Origin of the sequence: Motilibacter rhizosphaerae (assembly GCF_004216915.1) — a bacterium.
Lineage (GTDB): Bacteria > Actinomycetota > Actinomycetes > Motilibacterales > Motilibacteraceae > Motilibacter > Motilibacter rhizosphaerae.
In genome coordinates, this window is the sequence record NZ_SGXD01000001.1 from 965,793 (window position 1) to 987,070 (window position 21,278).

General features: G+C 73.8%; 23 protein-coding genes. 14 read left to right on the forward strand and 9 right to left on the reverse strand.

All coding sequences use genetic code 11. The features are described from left to right. Positions 1-4 precede the first annotated feature (4 nt). The 4 genes from EV189_RS04365 to EV189_RS04380 all read right to left on the reverse strand — a co-directional run bounded on the left by EV189_RS04365 (position 5) and on the right by EV189_RS04380 (position 3,321). Positions 5-724 carry an SDR family oxidoreductase gene (locus EV189_RS04365; RefSeq protein WP_130491677.1) on the reverse strand — a complete coding sequence of 240 codons (720 nt, stop codon included), beginning with the start codon at positions 722-724 and terminating at the stop codon, positions 5-7. Then, a complete protein-coding gene (locus EV189_RS04370) occupies positions 724-1,518 on the reverse strand; it encodes an SDR family NAD(P)-dependent oxidoreductase (RefSeq protein ID WP_130491678.1) in 795 nt (264 codons plus the stop codon). The genes EV189_RS04365 and EV189_RS04370 overlap by 1 nt, the downstream gene beginning before the upstream one ends. Positions 1,519-1,624: 106 nt before the next feature. Continuing rightward, positions 1,625-2,278, reverse strand: a complete 654-nt coding sequence (locus tag EV189_RS04375; RefSeq protein ID WP_130491679.1) for a response regulator — start codon at positions 2,276-2,278, stop codon at positions 1,625-1,627. Further along, the gene (locus EV189_RS04380; RefSeq protein WP_165400119.1) at positions 2,275-3,321 is read right to left on the reverse strand and encodes a sensor histidine kinase; all 1,047 of its coding nucleotides are present in this window, start codon (positions 3,319-3,321) and stop codon (positions 2,275-2,277) included. The genes EV189_RS04375 and EV189_RS04380 overlap by 4 nt, the downstream gene beginning before the upstream one ends. A gap of 245 nt (positions 3,322-3,566) precedes the next feature. Here EV189_RS04380 and EV189_RS04385 point away from each other — a divergent pair, with 245 nt between their 5' ends. The 8 genes from EV189_RS04385 to EV189_RS04420 all read left to right on the forward strand — a co-directional run bounded on the left by EV189_RS04385 (position 3,567) and on the right by EV189_RS04420 (position 9,538). After that, positions 3,567-4,451, forward strand: coding sequence for a slipin family protein (locus EV189_RS04385; RefSeq protein WP_130491681.1), 885 nt, complete (start codon positions 3,567-3,569; stop codon positions 4,449-4,451). Beyond that, positions 4,448-4,933 carry a universal stress protein gene (locus EV189_RS04390; protein WP_130491682.1) on the forward strand — a complete coding sequence of 162 codons (486 nt, stop codon included), beginning with the start codon at positions 4,448-4,450 and terminating at the stop codon, positions 4,931-4,933. Before EV189_RS04385 ends, EV189_RS04390 begins: the two co-directional genes overlap by 4 nt. Positions 4,934-5,081: 148 nt before the next feature. After that, entirely contained in the window at positions 5,082-5,966 is an 885-nt protein-coding gene (locus EV189_RS04395; RefSeq protein ID WP_231116044.1) for an amino acid permease, read from the forward strand. Between the two features lie 13 nt (positions 5,967-5,979). Beyond that, a complete protein-coding gene (locus tag EV189_RS04400; protein WP_165400120.1) occupies positions 5,980-6,981 on the forward strand; it encodes a class II glutamine amidotransferase in 1,002 nt (333 codons plus the stop codon). A gap of 23 nt (positions 6,982-7,004) precedes the next feature. Continuing rightward, positions 7,005-7,241: a lipopolysaccharide assembly protein LapA domain-containing protein gene (locus EV189_RS20035; RefSeq protein ID WP_165400121.1), complete on the forward strand. Its 237-nt coding sequence runs from the start codon at positions 7,005-7,007 to the stop codon at positions 7,239-7,241. Between the two features lie 52 nt (positions 7,242-7,293). Continuing rightward, positions 7,294-7,710 carry an STAS domain-containing protein gene (locus EV189_RS04410; protein ID WP_165400122.1) on the forward strand — a complete coding sequence of 139 codons (417 nt, stop codon included), beginning with the start codon at positions 7,294-7,296 and terminating at the stop codon, positions 7,708-7,710. Further along, positions 7,711-8,331: a DUF6307 family protein gene (locus tag EV189_RS04415; protein ID WP_130491687.1), complete on the forward strand. Its 621-nt coding sequence runs from the start codon at positions 7,711-7,713 to the stop codon at positions 8,329-8,331. It abuts the gene before it with no gap. A 103-nt stretch (positions 8,332-8,434) separates the two neighbouring features. Next, positions 8,435-9,538, forward strand: a complete 1,104-nt coding sequence (locus EV189_RS04420; protein WP_231116045.1) for a glycosyltransferase family 4 protein — start codon at positions 8,435-8,437, stop codon at positions 9,536-9,538. Here the strand turns inward: EV189_RS04420 and EV189_RS04425 are convergent. The 4 genes from EV189_RS04425 to EV189_RS20600 are packed head-to-tail and all read right to left on the reverse strand — an operon-like array spanning position 9,427 to position 13,254. Continuing rightward, complete coding sequence (locus EV189_RS04425; RefSeq protein ID WP_231116046.1) at positions 9,427-10,893, reverse strand: glycoside hydrolase family 130 protein; 1,467 nt, start codon at positions 10,891-10,893, stop codon at positions 9,427-9,429. The genes EV189_RS04420 and EV189_RS04425 overlap by 112 nt on opposite strands. A 32-nt stretch (positions 10,894-10,925) precedes the next feature. Next, entirely contained in the window at positions 10,926-11,948 is a 1,023-nt protein-coding gene (locus EV189_RS04430) for a glycosyltransferase (RefSeq protein ID WP_130491688.1), read from the reverse strand. Next, a complete protein-coding gene (locus EV189_RS04435) occupies positions 11,945-13,087 on the reverse strand; it encodes a glycosyltransferase (protein WP_231116047.1) in 1,143 nt (380 codons plus the stop codon). Before EV189_RS04435 ends, EV189_RS04430 begins: the two co-directional genes overlap by 4 nt. A gap of 2 nt (positions 13,088-13,089) precedes the next feature. Continuing rightward, positions 13,090-13,254 (reverse strand): hypothetical protein, encoded by a 165-nt coding sequence (locus tag EV189_RS20600; protein WP_231116048.1) that lies wholly within the window; start codon positions 13,252-13,254, stop codon positions 13,090-13,092. A gap of 194 nt (positions 13,255-13,448) precedes the next feature. Between EV189_RS20600 and EV189_RS04440 the strand changes: the two genes are divergently transcribed. Further along, on the forward strand, positions 13,449-14,438 hold the full coding sequence (locus EV189_RS04440; protein WP_130491690.1) for an NAD-dependent epimerase/dehydratase family protein: 990 nt from the start codon (positions 13,449-13,451) through the stop codon (positions 14,436-14,438). A 4-nt stretch (positions 14,439-14,442) separates the two neighbouring features. Here EV189_RS04440 and EV189_RS04445 read toward each other — a convergent pair whose 3' ends face one another. Next, on the reverse strand, positions 14,443-15,759 hold the full coding sequence (locus tag EV189_RS04445) for a GGDEF domain-containing protein (RefSeq protein WP_130491691.1): 1,317 nt from the start codon (positions 15,757-15,759) through the stop codon (positions 14,443-14,445). 249 nt (positions 15,760-16,008) lie between these two features. Here EV189_RS04445 and EV189_RS04450 point away from each other — a divergent pair, with 249 nt between their 5' ends. The 5 genes from EV189_RS04450 (at position 16,009) to EV189_RS04470 (ending at position 21,275) form a co-directional block, all read left to right on the forward strand. Then, a complete protein-coding gene (locus EV189_RS04450) occupies positions 16,009-17,013 on the forward strand; it encodes a LacI family DNA-binding transcriptional regulator (protein WP_130491692.1) in 1,005 nt (334 codons plus the stop codon). Positions 17,014-17,144: 131 nt separating this feature from the next. Continuing rightward, positions 17,145-18,593, forward strand: a complete 1,449-nt coding sequence (locus EV189_RS04455; RefSeq protein WP_130491693.1) for an ABC transporter substrate-binding protein — start codon at positions 17,145-17,147, stop codon at positions 18,591-18,593. A gap of 60 nt (positions 18,594-18,653) precedes the next feature. Continuing rightward, positions 18,654-19,550, forward strand: coding sequence for a carbohydrate ABC transporter permease (locus EV189_RS04460; protein ID WP_407938110.1), 897 nt, complete (start codon positions 18,654-18,656; stop codon positions 19,548-19,550). Next, positions 19,550-20,374 (forward strand): carbohydrate ABC transporter permease, encoded by an 825-nt coding sequence (locus EV189_RS04465; RefSeq protein WP_130491694.1) that lies wholly within the window; start codon positions 19,550-19,552, stop codon positions 20,372-20,374. The genes EV189_RS04460 and EV189_RS04465 overlap by 1 nt, the downstream gene beginning before the upstream one ends. A 4-nt stretch (positions 20,375-20,378) precedes the next feature. Beyond that, positions 20,379-21,275, forward strand: coding sequence for an SGNH/GDSL hydrolase family protein (locus EV189_RS04470; RefSeq protein WP_130491695.1), 897 nt, complete (start codon positions 20,379-20,381; stop codon positions 21,273-21,275). The last annotated feature ends 3 nt before the right edge of the window (positions 21,276-21,278 follow it).

Below are 21,278 nucleotides of genomic sequence, written 5' to 3' on the forward strand. Positions count from 1 at the left end.
CGGTTCAGGCCTGCGAGACGGGGCTGATGACGAGCTCGTCGATGCGGACGTGCGCCGGCGACTCGAGGACGAACCGCACGGCGCGCGCGACATCGTCGGGCGACAGCATCCGTGCCCGGGCCTCCGCGCCGGGCTCCGCCGGTCGTAGCCGGAGGAACTCGGTGTCGACGTCGCCGGGGCACAGATGGGTGGCGCGTACGCCGTGCGCCGCCTCCTGGGCGTTGAGCGTCTGGCAGACCGCCGAGAGTGCCGTCTTGCTGGCGCTGTACGCGACTCCCGCTCCCGGGCTGAACCGCCAGGCGGCGTACGACGACACGACGACCACCTGGCCGTGCGACGTCCGCAGGTCGGGGAGCACCGCGTCGACCGCGCGGACGACAGCGCTGAAGTTGGTGTCGAGGACCGCCTGCACGTCCGTCATCGACTGGTCCGCCCACGTGCGCCGCGGGGCGTTGAGGCCCGCCGAGAGCACGACGTCACCGACCGCGCCCCAGCGCGAGCGGATCTCGTCGTGGGCATCAGCGAGGGCAGCGGGGTCGCGCGCGTCGAGGGGCAGGACGAGGGCCTCCCCGCCCGTCTGCTCGACGAGGGCGGCGACCTCCTCGAGCCGGTCGCGGCGCCGCCCGCTCAGCGCGACCCGCCGGCCGGCCGCGACCGCGACGGCGCTCGCCCGGCCCATGCCGCTCCCGGCCCCGGTCACCCAGAGGACGCGCGGGTCCGCCATCACCGACCGCCCGCGATCTCGTACGCGCGCTGCGGCAGCTGGGTCGCCAGCTTCCCGCCGCTGACGTCGACCAGCGTGCCCGTGATGTAGCCCGCCGCGTCGCTCGCCAGGAAGCAGACGAGGTCCGCGACCTCCTCGCCCCGACCCCACCGGCGCAGCGTCAGCGTGTCGAGCAGGCGGTCCTGCACGGCCTGCTCCTTCTCGGTGAAGCCGTTGAGCTCCGTCGGGACCATGCCCGGCGCGTACGCGTTGACCGTGACGTCCCAGGGGCCGAGCTCGCCGGCCAGCACCCGGGTGAACTGCACGACCGCGGCCTTCGAGGCGGCGTACGCCGCGCTCCCGACGCTCGGCACGATCGCCGCGAACGACGCCGCGTTGATGATCCGCCCGCTGCGCTGCTCCTTCATGGCCGGCAGGACCGCCTGGCATATGCGGAACGTGCCGGTGACGTTGACGTCGAAGACGCGGTTCCAGGTCGCATCGTCCGTCTCCTCGACGAGCCCCTCGCCGAGGATCCCCGCGTTGTTGACGAGGACGTCGACCCGGCCGAACCGGTCGAGGACCGCAGCGACGGCGGCGCGGACGGACTCCGTCGACGTCACGTCGCAGGCCAGGGCCAGCCCGTCGGTCCCTGCTGCCGCACGGGCGGGCTCGAACCACGCGAGCCCCGCCTCGTCGACGTCGAGGACGACGACCCGTGCGCGCTCCTCCAGGAGCCGCTCCGCGATGGTCCTGCCGATGCCCCGGCCCGCGCCGGTGATGAGGGCGACGTGGCCGATGAGGTCGAGCTGCATGCCCCCTCCGTTCCCGGAACGCGGGCGGTTGCACCTCGCTACCCGTCGGTGTCGAAGTCCCCGGCCGCGCCGGCCTGCACCTGCTCGGCCCGGCGCACGAGGGGGGTCACCCCCGCGGCGGCTGCAGCCCCTGGACGTGCGCCCCGTAGACGGCCGCCTGCGTCCTGCGCTGCATGCCGAGCTTGGCGAACAACCCGGAGACGTAGTTCTTGACCGTCTTCTCCCGCAGGAGCAGCCGCTCGCTGATCTGCCGGTTGGTCAGGCCGTCCGCGATGAGCAGCAGCACCTCGCGCTCCCGCTCGCTCAGGGAGGCGAGCCGAGCGTCCTCGGCCTCCCCGGTGCGCAGCCGGGCGCGCAGCCGCTCGGTGCCCGGGCCGGCGAGCACGTGACCGCCGGCCACGTCGCGGACGGCGTCGACGAGCGCCGCACCGCGCACGTCCTTGAGCAGGTAGCCCGCGGCCCCGGCCATCACCGCAGCGACCACCGCGTCGTCCTCGTCGTACGACGTCAGCACCAGGCAGCGCACCGCGGGGGACGAGGAGCGGATCTCCCGGCACACCTCGATCCCGCTGCCGTCGGGGAGCCGCACGTCGAGCAGGGCGACATCGGGGCGCAGGGCGGAGATGCGGACGAGCGCCTCGTCGGCGGTACGCGCCTCCCCGACCACGGCGATGTCCTCGTGCCCCTCGAGGACGTCGCGGATGCCGCGGCGCACGATCTCGGAGTCGTCGAGGACGAACACCCTGACGCACGGCGTCACAGCGGCACCGTCCACCGGAGGCGCGTGCCCGGCGCCGGGTCTCGTCCCGGCGCAGTGGCGGGTCGGTCGAGCGCGAGGTGTCCGCCGTGCGCCTCGGCGCGCCGCCGCAGGTTGTCCAGCCCGCTGCGACGCTGGGTGGCTCCCAGGCCAGCGCCGTCGTCGTCGACCAGCACGACGAGCTCGCTCCCGGTCGCGGTCACGCTCACGGTCGCGCTCGTGGCCCCGGCGTGCTGCGCGACGTTGCTGAGCGCCTCCCGCAGGACAGCCGCCAGGTCGTCCACCAGCCCGCTTGGCACGACGGCGTCGATGGGCCCCACGAAGCGCAGAGCGGGGTCGAAGCCGAGCTCCGCGGCGGCCGCGGCGGCGACGGCGAGCAGCCGGGAGCGCGTGCCACCGACGGGAGCGAGCAGCGGGCCACGCAGCTGGAAGATCGAGGTCCTGATCTGGGCGATCGTCTCGTCGATCTCGTGCACGACGGCAGCGAGACGGCGCGCGCGCGGGTCGGTCCCGAGGCCGGCGGCGATGCTCTCGACCGTGAGCCCCGCACCGAACAGGCGCTGCATCACGTGGTCGTGGAGGTCGCGGGCGATCCGGTCGCGGTCGGCCAGCAGGGCGCCGCGCTCCCGGGAGGCGCGGGCGTCGGCCAGCTCGAGTGCGGCCCCCGCCTCCCCGACGAACGCGACGGCGAGGTCGCGGTCGTCGCTGTCGAAGGGAGGCCGTGCGGGCAGCCTGCTGGCCACGAGCACGGCCAGCTCTGCTCCGTCGCGGCTCAGGTGGAGGACCATCAGGGGGCGGTCGTCCTGGCCACGCGCCCCGGCCTCCGGCGTACCAGCGCCAAGGGCCTCCACCGCGTCGGCGTCGAGGAGCTCCTGCAGCCGGCGGGCGATGACGCGCGTCGGCTCGGCGCCGTCGTCGGAGAGCAGCGAGCGGGTGACCTCGAGGGACGCCTGCACCCATGCGCAGCGGCGGAGGGCGAGCCCGAGCGCCCGGTCGGCAGGAGCGCGGGGACCCCCGTGAGCGGCGGATCCGGGCGTGAGGTCCACGTCTCGAACAGTAGTGGGCATGGACGGGCGGCGGTGGTGCCGAGCGGAGGGCCCATGGGGCGCAGCCTGGCACGCTGGGGACGCCCCTCCCAGAGGAGAAGGTCACCTCCGCGGGCAGCCTCGCCGACACCGGCCGGTGGGACGTTCGCCTCTGCCGGCAGCGCCGCGCACCTGCGCACGATGGTCCAGCCGGTGCGCTGCGCCGGCAGGACAGGCGCCGCTCGCCGGCGCCGAGGAGCCCCACCATGCACGCCTTCGTCACCGTCGCCGTCACCGTCCTGGCCGTGCTCGCGGTGCTCACCCTGCTCGGCATCGCACTGTCGGCGAAGGTGGTCAAGCAGTACGAGCTCGGCCTGCTGTTCCGCCTGGGTCGCGTCCGCGGAGTCCGCACACCAGGGCTCCAGCTCATCATCCCGTTCGTCGACGTCCTGCACCGCGTGACAATGCGCATCATCACGCTGCCGATCCAGTCGCAGGGGATCATCACCCGCGACAACGTCAGCGTCGACGTCTCGGCCGTCGCGTACTACCGCGTGGTCGACGCCATGAAGTCCGTCGTGGCGATCGAGAACATCCGCGCCGCCATCGACCAGATCGCACAGACGACCCTGCGCAAGGTCGTCGGCCAGCACACCCTCGACGAGACGCTGTCCGAGACCGACCGCATCAACCTCGACATCCGCGAGATCCTGGACGTCACCACCGTGGCCTGGGGCGTCGAGGTGGCGCTGGTGGAGCTCAAGGACATCCAGCTTCCCGACAGCATGAAGCGGGCGATGGCCCGCCAGGCCGAGGCGGAGCGGGAGAAGCGCGCGAAGATCATCAACGCCGAGGGCGAGTCCCTCGCCGCGGCGGCGCTGGGCGAGGCGTCTGACATCATGGTCGCGCACCCGCTCGCCCTCCAGCTGCGCAACTTGCAGAGCCTCGTCGAGATCGGGGTCGACAAGAACACCACCGTGGTCTTCCCCGCCCCGCTCATGAGCACCATCGCCGAGCTCGGCTCCTTCCTCGCCCGCGAGACCGCAGCAGCCGACGCCGCCGTGCCGGTGGCCGAGGTCAGCGCTGCTGCACCGCCGGTCCCTGCGATCCGCCTGCCCGCGAGCAACGGCACCGAGCGGCCCCCGTCATGAGCCAGCGCGACCAGTTCGAGGACGCCATCGTCGTCGGTGTCGACGGTTCACCGTCGTCACAGGCGGCCCTGCGCTGGGCGGCCTTCGAGGGAGCGGCGCTCGACTGCGAGGTCGTCGCGATACAGGCGTGGCTCGACGTCATCCCCTCCAACGGCATGGTCGTGGCAGGGATGTTCACCGACCAGTCGTGGGACCCGGCCCTGGAGGCCGAGAAATCCCTGGTGGCGACGGTCGACGAGGTGTTCGGCGAGCACCGGCCCCTCCGCCTGAGCGCCATGGTCCGTGCCGGCGGAGCTGCCGAGGTCCTGCTCGCGGAGAGCCGTGGTGCACGCCTGCTGGTCCTCGGCAGCCGTGGCCACGGCGGCTTCCGGGGAATGCTCCTCGGCTCGGTCAGCTCGGCCTGCGCCGAGCACGCGACATGCCCGGTCCTCGTGGTGCACGGCGACCGCGTGCCGGCGCGCGCCGACGGCAGCGTCGCGTAGGAGGTCGCCGTGACCCTCGACGCGACCCGCCACCTGCTCGACGACGACGTGTAGCGCTGCCGACACCGCGAAGGCCCTGCCCACAAGCAGCTCTCAGCTCCTCGAGTCCGCCCCGGAGGCCGTCCATGCCATGGTCCAGGACGAGCTGATGCTGGACGGGACCTCGCGGATGAACCTCGCGACGTTCTGCACCACGTGGGTCGGACCGGCCGTGGCGCAGTTGATGGCAGCATCCCTGGACAAGAACATCGTCGACAAGGACGAGTACCCGCATACGGCGGAGCTGGAAGCCCGGTGCGTCCAGATGCTCGCCGACCTGTGGTGCGCGCCCTCTGCCGAGCGGGCGGTCGGCACCTCGACGACCGGCTCGAGCGAGGCCGCCATGCTCGGGGGCCTGGCCGCGAGGTCACGCTGGCGCAGCAGGCGACGCGCCGCAGGACTCGATGCGGGCAAGCCCAACCTCGTGTGCGGTCCGGTCCAGGTGTGCTGGGAAGGAGCCCTCGGCGGCGCCCTCGCGTGGATCGGCGGGCCGAGCCGCGCGCTACTCGTCACAGCGGAGGACGGTGCCCTCCCGCCGTTCCTCGACCGCACAAACCGCTACGGCGCCCAGCGCAACATCCTGCTGGTGCAGGGTGCGGTGGTGACGGCGATCTCCGTGCTCCACCTCGTGATGGACGACGTCAGCTCGGCGTCCTTCCCCATCTCCGCGCTCGTCGTCAGCCTCTACATCGTCATGTACATGATGCTGTTCGCCGCCGCCATCCGGCTGAGGCACAGCCAGCCCGACCTCCCGCGTGCGTACCGGATCGCTGGAGGGACCCCGGGGATGTGGCTCGTCGCGGGGACTGGCCTCCTCGCCGTGGGGTTCGCCCTCGTCCTGGCCTTCGTGCCGCCGGACCAGCTTCCCATCGGCAGCGCCGGCGGCTACGTCGCGCTGGTCGCGGTCGGCACCCTGCTGTTCACCGGCCTCCCGCTCGTGCTCGACCGCTACCGCCGCCCCGAGTGGCGCGTGCCCTCGGCCGAGGGGGCGTGAAGGGATGTGCCGCATGCTGGCGCTGTTCGCTGGGCACTCCAGCATCTCCGCCCGGTACTGGTTGCTCGACTCACCGAACGGCCCGGACGAGCTCGGTTCCTCCAACCCCGACGGAGCGGGCATCGGGTGGTTCGAGGAGGAGGGCGCGCCACACCTCGACCGCGCTCCGGTGGCGGCCCTCGACGACCCTGGTCTCGCGTGCGACGCGCGCACCCTGCGCAGCGGCTCGCTCGTCGCCCACGTCCGGCGTTCCACCGGTACAGCACGTAGTCTGGACAACACCCAGCCCTTCGAGAGGGAGGGCCGGCTCTTCGCCCACAACGGCGCTCTCGGCGGACTCGCCGACGTGGAGGAGCTCGCCGGACCGTGGGCCGACCACTTCGCCGGCGACACGGACTCCGAGCGCTTCTTCGCGCTCGTGAGTCGACGCGCCGACGAGTGCCATGACCTGAGCCAGGGACTCATCCGGGCGGTCACCGAGATCGCGTCCCTGGTCCCTGTGTCCAGCCTGAACTGCGTCATCGCAACCCGCGATGAGCTCCTCGCGCTGCGCTACCCGGCCACGGACACGCTGTGGTGGCTCGAACGCGCTGCCGGTCCGGGTATCCGCAGCACCGGCAGAGATGGTTCGATGCGCGTGGAGGGGGACGCTGCTCGCGTCCCTCACGTCGTCGTGGCGAGCGAGCCCCTCGATGACGATCCGCGCTGGCACTCGCTGGCGCCCGGGGAGCTGCTCCGGGTGGACGCCCGGATGAGGATCAGGCGCGGCGTCGCCCTCAGCGGAGTGCCTGCCGAACAGGAAGAACTGCGGGAGTCGTGGAGCGCGGACAGTGGTACCCTGGTGTCAGCCTCACCTCGAGGTCCAAGCCCTTCCGCTAGCGGGAGGAGATCGGCGGTCCCGCCATGGGACCCGAGAAGACCACTTCTAGACGCCGGGTCGGCCCCGTGTCCGCGCCCGCACGAGACGTGCCTGCGAGCGAGCCAGGAGCGCGCCCCCCGTCATCCACCCGCGTGACCCGTCGACTTCCGTCCAGCTGGGTGGGACGTACGTGGACCGCTCTGCTGCCCACGGCCGTGGTCGTGGTCGTGGTGCTCGTCTTCGTGCTCGAGAACTCGCGGCACACGAGAGTGAACGTGCTCTTCTGGTCCGCCGCGCTCCCGCTCGGTGTCGCCCTGCTGGGCGCAGCCGCGCTGGGGGGTCTCGCGGTCTTCCTGCTCGGGTCGGTCCGGATCGTGCAGCTGCGCCGCCTCGCCTCGCGCCGCTCATCGCGCTAGCCGTGCGGCCGTGACACGCGCTCGACCCATGGCACCAGGAGAGGCAGAGCAGTTGGACACCACGCATGAGGACTTCGGCACCGACAGCATCATCACCCTGCGCGGAGCGGTCACCCCGACCGACACCCGCCCGCTACGTCGCGCGCTCGTCTCCGCCCTCGACGGCGGGTCCGGCGATCTCCTGCTGGATGCCCGAGCAGTGACGGGGTTCGACGACCAGGCACTCGCCGCCCTCGTAGCCGCGCGTACGCACGGAAAGTCGCGCCAGCAGCGGTTGGTCGTCCTCGACGTCGAAGGCGGCCCCCTCGCCACGCTCCTGCGGCGTACGGGGCTCATCTTCCCCCTGCCGGTCTACGCGGACCGGGACGACGCGGAGGCGGGGCTGGCCGCTGACCGGCAGACCGTCGCCCTCCGATCGGGCGCTTTCGGCGCTGATGCCGTCGGCGCCGACAAGCGCGCGGCGGGCTAGGTGTCCGTCACGACCAGGGCCACCCGGCGTGCCGGTGCGACCGTCATCACCGTGGAGGGCGAGCTGGCCAACGCCGATGTCGTTGCGTGGAGGCAGGCGCTCAACGAGCACGTGGAGGCAGCCCCCGGGCCGGTCGTCGTCGATCTCTCCGCCCTGAGTGGCTGGGGTACGCAGGCGCAGGCGGTGCTGCTCCAGCTCCTGCGCCACGAGCGCGCTGCCGGCCGCGTCGTCTCGGTCACCGGGTTGAACGGAGCGGTCGCCCGCCAGGCGCACGAGTCCGGCATGACCAACCTGCTCATCCGACCGCCCGGTCGCGGCCCCGGCTGGTTGACCGGTCTCGCCTTCCCTGCTCTGGCCAACCGGGCGCGGGGCACCGTACCCGCCGCCCGCGACCACGACGAAGAACCAGGCACACCCGCCCTCCAGCCACGAGCAACCGGAGAACCCCCCATGACGAGCACCGCCTCCTCCCACCGCGTCACCGGCACGCAGTACCAGCGCCGAGTGGACCTGGCCACGCAGGCGCTGGTCGACCACTCCGAGCTCTCCGAGGCGGTAGCCCGGGTGCTCGCCGTCCACGTCCTCGACGCGGTCGACCGGATCCCCGAGCGGGTGCGCTGAGCGGCTCGCCGGTCAACCGGCAGGTCCGCGACGAACGGAGCCGGGGATCGCGGGTGGCGGACGAGGCCACCGCGCTCATCGGCGCTCCTTCGACGGCGCGACCGTGACGCCCGCCCCCGAGCGGCTCAGGATCGCCGTGCTCGCCTCGATCGCGCACCGCACTCCACCGCGGTCGTACGGGCCGTGGGAGCAGGTCGCTTCCACGCTAGCCGAGGGCCTCGTCGCGCTCGGCCACGACGTCACGCTCTTCGCGACCGCCGAGTCGCGGACGACGGCGCGGCTGCACGCGGTGGCGCCCCGCGGGTACGAGGAGGACCCGACCCTCGACGCGAAGGTCCACGAGTGCCTGCACGTCGCAGCGGCGTTCGAGCGTGCGGCGGAGTTCGACGTCATCTCCAACCAGTTCGACTTCCTGCCGTTGAGCTACAGCCGCCTCGTCAGGACTCCGGTCGTCACGACCGTGCACGGCTTCTCCTCCGAGCGGATCGTGCCGGTCTACCGCGAGTACGACCGCACCGCGCACTACGTCGCCATCAGCGACGCGGACCGGCACCCCGACCTCGGCTACGACGCCACGATCCACCACGGCATCGCCCTCGAGCAGTTCAGCCTCGTGCTCGAGCCCGGGACGTACCTGCTGTTCCTCGGCCGCATCTCCCCGGACAAGGGGACGCACGCCGCGATCGAGGTGGCACGGCGTGCGGGTCTGCCCCTCGTCATCGCCGGCGTGGTGCAGGACGAGCGCTACTTCGCCGAGCGCGTCGCCCCGCTTCTCGGTCCAGGTGTGACATGGGTCGGGGCGGTGGAGCCCCACGAGCGCGACGCCCTGCTGGGCGGGGCGATCGCCCTCCTGCACCTCATCGCCTTCGCCGAGCCCTTCGGCCTCGCCGTCGTCGAGGCCCTGGCGACCGGGACGCCGGTCGTCGCGCGCCGGCTCGGCTCCATGCCGGAGATCATCCGCGACGGCGTCACGGGAGTCCTCGTGGACGGCGTCGACCAGGCGGTCGACGCCGTCGCGCGAGTGCCCCTGCTGCAGCGGGCAGAGTGCCGGCGCGACGTCGAGGAGCGCTTCAGCGCTGCGCGGATGGTCGCCGACTACGCACGGCTGTTCGCGGGGGTCGCCGCCGGCGCCCCCGCCGTCAGCCGCTCGAGCAGGGCGTCGAGACCGACGGTGGCGAAGCCCACGGAGCGGTCGCTCACGCCGTAGGGCAGCAGCAGGACGCCGTCGTGGACGAGCCCTCCGCACGAGTAGACGACGTTCGGCACGTAGCCGTCGCGTTCCTCCTGCGCGGGGCGCAGCAGTGGCCCGCGCAGGCGCCCGAGCACCTGCGACGGGTCGTCGAGGTCGAGGAGGAGCGCGCCCATCGCGTACTCCCGCATCGGCCCGACTCCGTGGGTGAGCACCAGCCAGCCCGCGGCGGTCTCGATCGGGGGCCCGCAGTTGCCGGTCTGGATGAGCTGCCAGGGCTCCACGGGGCCCAGCACGGTCTCCGGGAAGTCCCACCGCCGGCCGTCGTCCGACACTGCCACCGCGGAGGTCTCGCGGTCCCACCGCGACAGCGCGTAGTGACGGCCCCCCACCGTGCGCGGGAACAGCGCGAGGCCCTTGTCGCGGGCAGCCGGTCCGGACAGCGGCGAGACGCGGAACTCCGCGAAGTCGTCCGTCTCGAGCAGCTGCGGGGCGATCCGCTCCCCGTCGTACGCGGTGTAGGTCGCTCGGTAGGACACGCCACCGTCCTCGTCCACGAAGCGGAGGAGGCGGGCGTCCTCCATGCCGGCGCGCTCGGCGGGGGCGTGCGGCCCGAGCACGCGCTCCGACAGCGTCGAGGCCGGGTCGAAGGTGACGGCGTAGCCGCAGCTGAGCAGGTGCCGGGCCAGGCCTGCGACGTGACTGCCGCCGGACCTGGTGAGCCGCTGCGCTGCGAGGGCGCCGAGTGCCGTCTCGAGGTCGGCCGCCCGGAAGGGGTCGGGCAGTCGGCCCACCACGAAGGCGGAGCTCTCCGCATCCGCCCCGAGGTCGGCGAGCCTGTCCTCGAACACCCCGCGGTCGTGGGAGGTGGGCCCGTGCGCGCCCTCCTCCACGTGGGGGCTGGGCGCGTCCATGCGCAGCTCGGCACCGGGGCCGAGCACGCCCGTGCGGAAGCCGATCGAGGACACGTGGCCCTCGCCGACGGCGCGGACGCTCAGCAGGAGGCGCAGCTCGCCCGGCCCGAGCCCCGCCTGGTCGGGGTGCGGCACCGCCGAGGGGTTGGTCAGGGCGGCGCCCTCGACGGCGACCTCGCTGGTGAAGTACGCGCCCACCAGAGCGCGCCGCGCCGGGGTGAGCTCCGCGTCAGGCGGGACGCGGTGGGCGACCTGGGCGTAGTGGCGGGCGAGCACGGCCTCCAGGTCCCGGTGCCGGCGCGCGTAGCGGGCGCGGACGTCGGCGACCACGACCTCGACCTCGTCCTCCGGGAGGGCGAGGGCGCGGGCCAGCACACCCGTCGCCCGCGAGCCCCGCTCCGGGCTCAGCTCGCTGCCGGGGACGAACAGCCGGGCCAGGACGCGCGAGGCGTCGGGCACCAGGACCGCGTCGCAGCGGTGGGCGAGCGGCATCACGGGGCCGGGGGGCGCGGCGCGGGGAGAGCGCAGGCACGGGCGTGCTGCCGGGTGGAGAGCAGGGCGAGCGTCGACTCGGCGCCCTGGTTGGCGTTGCGGCCGCCGGGCTCCAGCCCGTCGTAGCCGCCTCCGCTGTGGGGGTCGTGCAGCGCGGTGCCGGAGTCGTTGGCGCCGTCGAACCACGCCGCGGCGCGCGCCACCTCCTCCGCCCACCTCCGGTCCCCCGTCACAGCCCACGCGCTGGCGCAGGCGTCGGCGAGCGCGGCCGCCTCGATGGGCTGCTGGTCGAAGCCGGGACCGCCCTCCCCCCTCGCGCGCCCCTGCGCGGGGACGAGCGAGAGCACCGACCCGCGCGTCTGCACGCGCAGCAGCCAGTCGAGCAGCAGCACGCCGTCCGCGACGAGCGCGGGGAGCCCGAGCGCGCTGCCCGCGGCCAGGAGCACGTGGGGCAGCACGGCGTTGGCGTAGCGCAGCCTCGGCTCCGGCCACGGCCAGACCGGGTCGTCCGCGGGGCGGCCCACGGCTGCCGCCGCGTCCCGCAGCAGGTCGCGGGCGGCCTCGTCCGCGGGGTGCAGCTCCTGCAGGGCGGCCGCTCCGAGCGCCGCGAAGCAGGTGGCCCGCAAGTGCGGCGAGCGCCAGCCGACCCCGCGCCGGAAGGCCTCGCGCGCCCGCGCCTGGGAGGCGACCGGCACGGCAGGCGACGCTGCCGCGACGCCGAGTCCCCAGAGCGCCCGGCCCCAGCAGTCCTCCACGCCCGCCTTCCCGTGCCAGCGCAGGTCGGTGCTGCGCCTGTTGCGGAAGGTGCCGTCCGGGTCCTGGGCGGAGAGGACGAAGGCGAGATAGCCCTCGAGCAGGTCATCGGCGGCGCCGGGCTGCTCGCGCGCGAGGACCACCAGCGCGCGGGCGACGTCGTCGACGCAGTACCCGTGCTCTCGACGCGGGCGCGTGCCCTCAGCGTGCTCGAACAGGCCGCCCGCGTCCGTGAGCCGGCGCAGGTGGGTGAGCGGGACCGTCGTCACCGGCCCACCTCGGTCCTGGCGCGCGCCGCGACCAGCGTGCCGGCGGCGCGCTGGTAGCGCTCGGCCACCGCGGCCCAGGACAGCTCCGCGGCGCGGTCGGCGGCGCTCGCGCCGAGCGCGGCGGCCAGGCCGGGCTCCGTGAGGACGCGGCGCAGCGCCAGCTCGATCGCCCGTGGGTCCTGCCGGGGCACCACGAGCCCCGGACCGCCGGTGAGCAGCTCCACCGCGTGCGGGAAGGCGGTCGAGACGACGGGCCGCCCGGCGGCGACCGCCTCGGTGAGCACGCCGGAGGTGACCTGCTCCTCGGAGTCGTAGGGCAGGAGCACCACGTCGGCCGACGCCACCAGCCGGGCGAGCTCCCCGGTGCTGAGGTACCGCTCGTCGAGCTCGACGAGGTCCTCGACGCCCCTGGCGGCGATGCGGCGCCGCAGGCCGTCGCGGTAGGCCTCCCCGTCGCGCTCGAGCACCTTGGGGTGGGTCTGCCCCGACACGAGGTAGCGCGGGTCCAGGTCGCGCAGCCCCGGGAGGGCGTCGACCGCCCACTCGATCCCCTTGCCCGGGCCGAGCAGGCCCCAGGTCAGCACCAGCGGGCGGCGACCCGGGAGGCGCGGGTCGGGCAGCGGTGCGGCCGTGGGTACGCCGGACCGCCACGCCCCGTGCGGGATCACCGCGAGCCGCGCCGGGTCCGCGGCGTACGTGCTGACCAGCCGCTCGCTCGCCGTCCTCGTCATCGTGACGACGAGGTCCGCGCGCTCGAGGAGCCGCTCGAGGATGTGGCGCTGGCGCGCGGTGGGCCCGCGCAGGACCGTGTGCAGGACGACCACCACCGGCGCCGCGAGCAGGTCCACGACGTCGAGCACGGCGAGGCCGTCCTGGCCGCCGTAGATGCCGTACTCGTGCTGGACGACAGCGACGTCGAACCGGTCCAGCAGCTCCGCGGCGGCGCGCGCGCTGCTGCGCGACCCCGCGACGAGCTCACCGACCACCCGGCCGTCGTCGACGGGCTCCGCGCGCTCGACGACCCGGACGACACCGGCTCCCGGCGCGAGCTCGTCGAGGAGGGCCGCGGTGAAACTGGCGAGGCCGCACTGGGTCGGAGGGAAGGTGCTGAGCAGGCCGATCCGCGCGGGCCGGGGCACGCCTAGGTCTTCGCGGGGTGGGCGAGCACGTGCACGGTGGGCGAGGGCGTCCGGCCCTTGACCTTCGTGCTGCGGTCCTGCTCGGGCTCGCGGGCCTCGCGGCCGTCCTTGTTCTTCTGCGCCATGGTCAGCACCTCGTCCGGGTGGGAGCGCGGGGGGAGAGACACGGTCGACCTCGGGGGCGGGCCGCCCTGGTCGGGTACGCCGGCGCAGAGGGGCCGGCGCTGAGCCGGACTGACGCTGCCGGCGACGCGGCGGCACCGGAGGGGCCGCAGGACCGACAGTACGCGCTCGCTGGCTCGGCCGGTGCCGCGTGGGCGACACTGCTACCGCGGGAGCACACCCCAACCCGGGAGGCGACGTGCGGGTCGTGGTGATCGGTGGCAGCGGCCACATCGGGAGCTACCTCGTCCCGCGGCTCGTCCGCGCCGGGCACGAGGTCGTCAGCGTCAGCCGCGGCCGCAGCACGCCGTACGTGCCGGCGCCGGAGTGGGAGCAGGTGCAGCAGGTCTTCGCGGACCGTGAGCAGGAGGACGCCGACGGCAGCTTCGGCGGTCGCATCTCGGGCCTGCGCCCGGAGGCGGTCGTCGACCTCGTCTGCTTCACGCCGGAGTCCGCGGCGCTGCTGGTCGACCGGCTGCGCGGAGAGGTGGGGCACCTCGTCCACTGCGGCTCGATCTGGCGCCACGGGGCGAGCCGCAAGCTCCCCATCACCGAGGACGACCCCTCGTCGGCCGGGCCGGCGTTCGGCGCGTACGGCATCGCGAAGGAGCGGATCGCCCGCCTCCTCGCAGCGGAGACGGCGGCGGGCGGGCTCGTCACCACCTCGCTGCACCCGGGCCACATCGTCGGCCCGGGGTGGCACCCGATCGGCCCGCTCGGCAGCCTCGACCCGGGGGTCTGGCGCGCGCTCTCGGCGGGGGAGGCCCTCCGGGTCCCGGGCAGCGGGGCGGAGTCGATGCACCACGTCCACGCCGACGACGTCGCGCAGGCCTTCGAGCTCGCGCTGCTGCACCGCGAGGCCGCGGCGGGGCAGGACGTCAGCGTCGTCGCGCCGACCGCGCTCACCGTGCGGGGCTACGCCGAGGTGGCCGCGGGCTGGTTCGGCCAGCAGGCGGTCCTCGAGACCGTGTCGTGGGAGTCGTTCCGCAGCTCGACGACGCCGGAGCACGCCGAGTCCAGCTGGGGCCACCTGCACCGCAGCCACTGCTTCAGCATCGCCAAGGCGGTCGAGCGACTCGGCTACGCCCCGGCGTACGAGCCCGAGCAGGCGGTCCTCGAGTCGGTGCGCTGGCTCGTCGAGCGGGGGCGCCTCGAGGTCGCGAACCCCCTGGTCGCCGGCGCCCGCTGACGGGCTACGCCCCGGGCAGGGCCGTCGCCACGCCACCCCCGGCGGCCTTCGCCCGGTAGAGCGCGGCGTCCGCCCGGGCGACGAGCTCGGGCAGGGTCACCCGCGGCGGCGCGCCGCTCGCCGCGCCGATGCTCGCGCGCGGAGCGGCGGCGTCGGGGTGCGCGCCCGCGGGGCCACCGGCCTCGAGGGCGTCGAGCAGGCGGCGACCGGCGGCGACCGCCGCGTCGTCGTCCGCGCGGTCGAGCACGACGACGAACTCGTCGCCTCCGACCCGGGCGAGGAACTCCCCGCTGCGCACCGAGGAGCGCAGCCGCAGAGCGACGTCGCGGAGGACCTCGTCGCCGGCCGCGTGCCCGTGGCTGTCGTTGACCTCCTTGAAGCCGTCGAGGTCGATGAAGAGCACGGCGACGGGCTCCTCGTGGCGCAGTGCGCGCGCCTCGGCCTGGCGCAGCTCCTCCAGCAGCGCGCGCCGGTTCGGCAGCCGGGTGAGCTCGTCCTCGAGGGCGGCGGCCTCGGCCGTGCTGAGCTCGGCGAGGCGCTGCGTCACGTCGGTCTGCACCCCGACGAACCGGGACACCCGGCCGTCGCTGCCGTGGACGGGGTCGATGGCGAGGTGGTTCCAGAACGGCCGCCCGTCGGCGCGGTAGTTCAGCACCTCGACCTCGACCGGCTGGCCCTCCCGCAGCGCCTCGCCGAGGGCGCGGACGACGGCGCGGTCTGTCCCGGGGCCCTGGAGGAAGCGGCAGTTGCGGCCCAGGACCTCCTCCCGGCGGTAGCCGGTGAGCCGCTCGAACTCGCCGTTGACGTAGACCACCGGGTCGTCGGGCAGCCCCGGGTCGCTGATGCAGAAGGCCGCGCGGGCGGTGTCCAGCATGCGCCGCAGCAGCGACACCTCGCGCTCGAGGCCCTCGCCCGCGAGCGCGGCCGCGGCGTACTGCAGCGCGACGTCCATGAGCATGGCGCCGGCCGCCCCACCGGTCGAGCGCACGTGCCAGACGTGGGTCGCGCCGGCCTCGAGCAGGGCGAGGTCGCCGGTGCCGTCGGGCTCGTCGGTGAGCACGATGACGAGGGGCACGGCCTGCGCCTCCCGCCACGCCGCGAGTGCCGGGTCCCCGAGCAGGCGGAGCAGCGGGAGTGGACCCCCGGCCGGGACGCCGAGGACGAGCCCGTGGACGTCCTGCCGGACGAGGAGCTCGACCAGCGCGGTCGCCCCCGATGCCGTGCCGCCGGCGAGCGCGACGACCTCGTGCCCGTGGCGCTCGAGCTCGCCGGTGACCACGGAGCGCCGCTCCTCCGCCGCGTCCTCCAGCGCGAGCCTCACCCGCGGTCGTCGCGGACCTGCATGCCCGGACCCTCCTGCCGCCCTCGCGTGGTCCGGGCCCAGCGCGCGCGACCAGGCCGCCGCCTCGGCGACGAGCTGGTCCGAGCATGCCAGGTGACCCTGCGTCGCGTACGTGCTCCCCGCAACACCAGTCGGACGATCGGCGCACGCGGTTGCGAAGTGCTTCGGTAAAGTCCGCACATCCTTCAGGCCGGGCGCCGCTCCGGCCGGGTCGGGCGGGGGAGCCGCATGGGCAAGCAGGTCACGATCTACGACGTCGCACGCGAGTCCGGGGTCTCGATCTCCACGGTGTCGAACGCCCTCAACCGACCCGAGCGGGTGAGCTCCGCGACCCGCGGGCGGGTGCTGGAGGCCGCCGACCGGCTGGGCTTCGTGCCCAAGCCGGCTGCGGTCTCGCAGGCGCGGGCCGGTGCGGGGTGCATCGGGATCCTCGCGCCCTTCTCGTCGTACGCGTCGTACTACGCGCGCCTCACCGGCGCGCTGCGCGCCCTGCGCGACACCGGGCTGGAGACGCGCGTGGTCGACATCGAGTCGGCGGCGGCCGCCACGTCGCCCGTGCTCGCGGCCTCGGCGATCCGTGGCCACCTCGACGGTCTCATCGTCATGGGCGAGCGCATCGAGGACGCCGTCGAGCGCCGCCTCGCCGAGCGCGGGATGCCGACGGTGCTGGTGGACGCCGCGAGCGAGCGCTTCAGCGTCATCGTGAGCGACGACTTCCGCGGGGGTGCGCTGGCGGCGCGGCACCTGCTGGAGCTCGGCCACCGGTCCATCGGCTACCTCATCGAGCAGCAGGAGTCGGACTACGAGTCCCAGGCGCGGCAGCGGCTCGACGGCTTCCGCCACGCGCTCGAGCAGGCCGGGGGAGCGACGCTGGTCGTGCGCCCGACGGGGTCGAGCGCCGAGGAGGCGCGGGCCGCCGCCCGCGACGTGCTGGCCGGGCCGGACCGGCCCACCGCGGTGATGGCGCACTTCGACGAGCTGGCCGTGGGCGCGCTGCGGGCCGCTGCCGAGCTCTCGCTCAGCGTGCCCGGTGACGTCTCCGTCATGGGGTACGACGACGGCCCGGCCGCGGACGCCGTGGGACTGACCACCGTGCGCCAGCCCTTCGAGCAGTCCGGCGCGGCGGCCGTGGGCGTGCTCGCCGCCCGCATGGCCGACCCGGCCGCTCCGCGCACGGTCACCGTCCTCGACTGCGCCCTCGTGCCCCGGCTGACGACGGGCACCCCGCGCTGACCGGGTCGAAGTGCTTTTACCGAAGGCCTTGGCAGGCCAGGGTGGCTGTGCTCTACTCAGGGGGCAGGGGTCCTCGCGGCCGTCCCGCCGCCCGGTCCCCGCCCTCGTCCGTGCCGGCCACAGGAGTCCGCATGCCCGCCCTCCCCACCCCTCCCGTCCCCTCGTCCCGGCGCACGCGGGCAGGCGTGCTCGCGGTCGCCGCCCTGGCCGTGACGGCTGCGTGCAGCAGCCCGGGGAGCGGCAGCTCGTCCGCTGCTCCGAGCTCCGGTGCGGGCAGCGCTCCCGCCGCCGCCGGTGGCGCGACGGCGGGAGCCGCCCAGGGGAGTGCCTCCACCGGCGCCTCCGGTGCCGCCGGTGCTGCTCCGTCGTGCGGCACCGCCCCGGTGACGATGACGGGCTACTTCGAGACGGGATTCCCGCTGCCGAAGGCGCTCACCGACGAGTTCACCAAGCAGTACCCCAACGTCACGTGGTCGATCCGGGAGGACCAGTTCGCCGTCATCACGCAGAACGCCCCCCGCACGCTGGCCGACAACCCGCCCGACCTCATGCGGCTGCCGCAGATGTCCGAGCTCGCCAAGGACCACCTGCTGCTCGATCTCGACAGCTACGCCAAGGCGTTCGGCTGGGACCAGTGGCCCGCCTCGCAGCTCGAGCAGCTGCGCATCTCCGCCGACGGGAGCCGTGGCACCGGCCCGCTCTACGCCAACGGGCTGAACTTCAGCATGACCGGCATCTTCTACAACAAGAAGCTCGCCGCGCAGATCGGCATGACGAAGCCGCCGGCGACAGTCGCGGAGCTGGACTCCCTGCTGCAGAAGGCGAAGAGCGCGGGCATCACGCCCATCGCGCAGTTCAACGGCGGCGCCACGGGCGGCTTCGCGTTCCCGCTGCAGAACCTCATGGCGGCGTACGGGCCGGCCGGCCCCATCAACGACTGGATCTTCGACAAGCCGGGCGCCACGATCGACACGCCGAGCAACCAGCAGGCCGCTGCGCACCTGCAGGAGTGGATCTCCAAGGGCTACTTCGCCAAGGACGTCAACTCCTTGGACTACGCGGCGATGATGAGCCGCTTCATCGGGGGCAAGAGCCTGTTCATCTTCGACGGTGACTGGGAGTCGGGGAACCTCGACAAGCAGATGGCCGGCAACGTGGGCTTCTTCCTCATGCCCCCCGCCCAGGCGGGCGGCAAGCAGGCGGCGATGTCGGCTCCGCTGACCTACGGCATCGCGGCCAAGGCGAAGCACGCCGACTGCGCGGCGTTCTTCCTCAACTGGGTGGCGACGAACCAGCAGGCCCGCACGATCGCCGTGCAGGTGGGCGGTTCGCACCCCATGGGGGCGGCCGACGCGTACATGCCTCCGGTGAAGGCGGGCACGGTCACGGCGGCGACCCTCGCCGCCGGTGCGAAGATCGGCCAGGACAACGGCGCCATGGACTTCATCGCCAACGCGACCGGAGCGGTCTACGCGAAGAGCTGGACGCCGAACCTGCAGCGGATGGTGGGTGGCCAGCAGACCGGGGCGAAGATGCTCGCCTCCGTGCAGAAGGACTACCAGAGCCAGCTGGGGCACTGAGCCGTGAGCCCCGACACCCGGCAGCAGGCCCGGAGGGCCGCCCCTCGGCAGTCGGAGGAGGTGGAGCGCCGTCCGCGCCGCGGGCGGCGCTCCGCCCGGCGAGCGGTGACCGGGTGGCTGTTCGTGGCGCCGGCGTTCCTCGTCTACGCCGTCTTCGTGCTGCGCCCCATGGTGATCAGCGTCCAGTACTCGCTGTACGAGTGGGACGGCGTGGGGGCCTCGACCTGGGTGGGGCTGCGCAACTACGGGCGGCTGTTCACCGAGTCGGCGCTGTCCGGCTCGATCGTCAACGCCTTCAAGCTCATCGTCTTCTTCAGCTTCGTGCCGGTCGTGCTCGGCCTGCTCATCGCCGCGTCGATCCGGCAGATCGCCGCGAGCCGCTTCGCCGGCGTGGCGCGTACGGTGCTGTTCCTCCCGCAGGTCATCCCGTTGGTGGCGGCGGGCATCGTGTGGAGCTGGCTGCTGTCCTCGACCGGCTTCGTGAACCAGGCGCTCGGCTGGGTCGGCCTCGGGTCGGTGGCGCGGGCCTGGCTGGGGGACTTCACCTTCGCGCTCCCCGCGGTGGGGGTCATCGGGGCATGGGTGCTGCTGGGGCTGTGCACCCTGCTCCTGCTGGCCGGCATGACGAAGATCGACCCCTCGCTCTACGAGGCGGCCCGCCTCGACGGTGCCGGCCCGGTGCGTGAGTTCCGCTCCATCACGCTGCCGGCGCTGCGCCAGGAGATCGGCGTCTGCGTCACCGTCACGGTGATCGCCGCGCTCGCGAGCTTCGACATCATCTACATCTCGACGCAGGGCGGCCCGGGGAACTCCACGATGGTCCCCGGCCTCGAGATCTACTACCTGGCCTTCACCGAGCGCCAGGTCGGGCAGGCCTCCGCGCTGGGCGTCGCGCTGATGGTGCTCGTGCTCGCCTGCGTCCTGCCCATCCAGTGGCTGACGAAGGAGCGCGACTGATGCTCGTCCACCAGCGCGAGGCCGTGGTCGGTCGCGGGCTCCTCATCCTGCTCATGCTCATCACCGTGCTGCCGTTCCTCAGCCTGGTCGTGACGGCGCTCCACCCGTCGGGCACCTACCCGGAGGGCATCTCCTGGCCGCACAGCCCCCACTGGGGGAACTTCGCGGACGCCTTCCGCGCGGCCGACATGGGCAAGCTGCTCCTCTCGAGCGTGCTCATCGTGCTGGGCGTCGTGCCGGCGTCCCTGCTGCTCGGCACCATGGCGGGCTTCGCCTTCGGCCACCTGCGGATGGCGGGGCACCGGGTGGTCTTCCTGCTGTTCGTCCTCGGGCTCACCCTGCCCTTCGAGGGCATCCTGACCCCGCTCTACTACCAGGTCCGCGACATGGGGCTGCTCAACACCAGATGGGCCATCATCCTGCCGCTCATCGGGCTGTTCATGCCGTTCTCCGTGCTCTGGATGCGCGCGCACTTCGTCAACGTGCCGGCCGAGCTCTCGGAGGCCGCCAGTGTTGACGGAGCTTCGACGTGGCAGCAGTTCTGGCGGATCCAGGTGCCGCTCGCGACGCCGGCGCTCTCGTCGCTGGCGATCCTGCTCTTCCTCTGGACGTGGAACCAGTTCCTCCTCTCCATCGTCCTGGTCGACGACCCGACCAAGCGCACGATGGCGGGTGCGCTGGGCGCCTTCCAGGGTCAGTACGGCACCGACATCCCCTTGCTGTGCGCGGGTTCGGTGCTCATCCTGCTGCCGACGCTGGCGGTCTTCCTCGTCTTCCAGCGCCGCTTCGTCTCCGCCCTGCTCCAGGGCTCGGTCAAGGGCTGAGGGAATGGGCGACGAGCCGATGGGCGACCTCGTGGAAGAGCAGGCACGCAGGGGGAACGGCGCCCCGCCGTGGTTGGACGCGGCCACCATCGCGCGCTACACGCACTTCGAGCGGCTGCCCCAGCACGCCATGGTGGGGCTGGAGCCGGAGCTCGGGCTGCTGCTCGACGCCCACTTCGTGGGGTGCCCTCCGCAGCAGCTGCAGGCGATCCGCGACGAGCACGCCCGCGCGGTGACCGCCGCGGCCGAGGACCTCCTCGCCGAGCCGGGGTTCGCCGACGACCTGCTACGGGCGGTGGCGGTCACCGGCCCGCGGATCGTCGTGCTCGGCGACTCCATCACGGCGGACAGCCTGAGCTGGGCCAACCTGCTGGCGGCCTGCGTCACGCTGGTCTCCGCGCTCGACGGAGCGAGCGTCGTCAACCTGGCCGTCAGCGGCTCCACCACGAGCGAGACGATCCCGATGTTCGACCTGGTGGCGCGGGAGGAGCCGACCGCGGTCCTCGCCATGCTCGGCACCAACGACGGGCGCCGGCAGGGGAGCACCGCGGGCGTGCGCACCGTCAGTGCCGGCGAGACCCGCCGCAACCTGCTGGCGCTGCAGCAGCTCACCGAGGACGAGGTCGGGGCGCGGTTCTTCGCCGTGGCGCCGCCGCCGATGGACCAGCAGCGCTACCTCGCCGTGACCCCCGAGGCGTCGCCGACCCGCTTCACCACCGAGGACCTGGACGACACGCTCGCCGTCCTGCGCGGGACGCTGCCCGGCCTCATCGAGCTGCCCGACCTCCCCGACGACGGGCAGGCCGACGAGTTCTGGCTGCCCGACGGCCTCCACCCGACGCTCGCCGGGCAGCGCGCGCTGCTCCGGCGGATCGCGTACGGGCTGGCGCGCGCCGCCTGACCG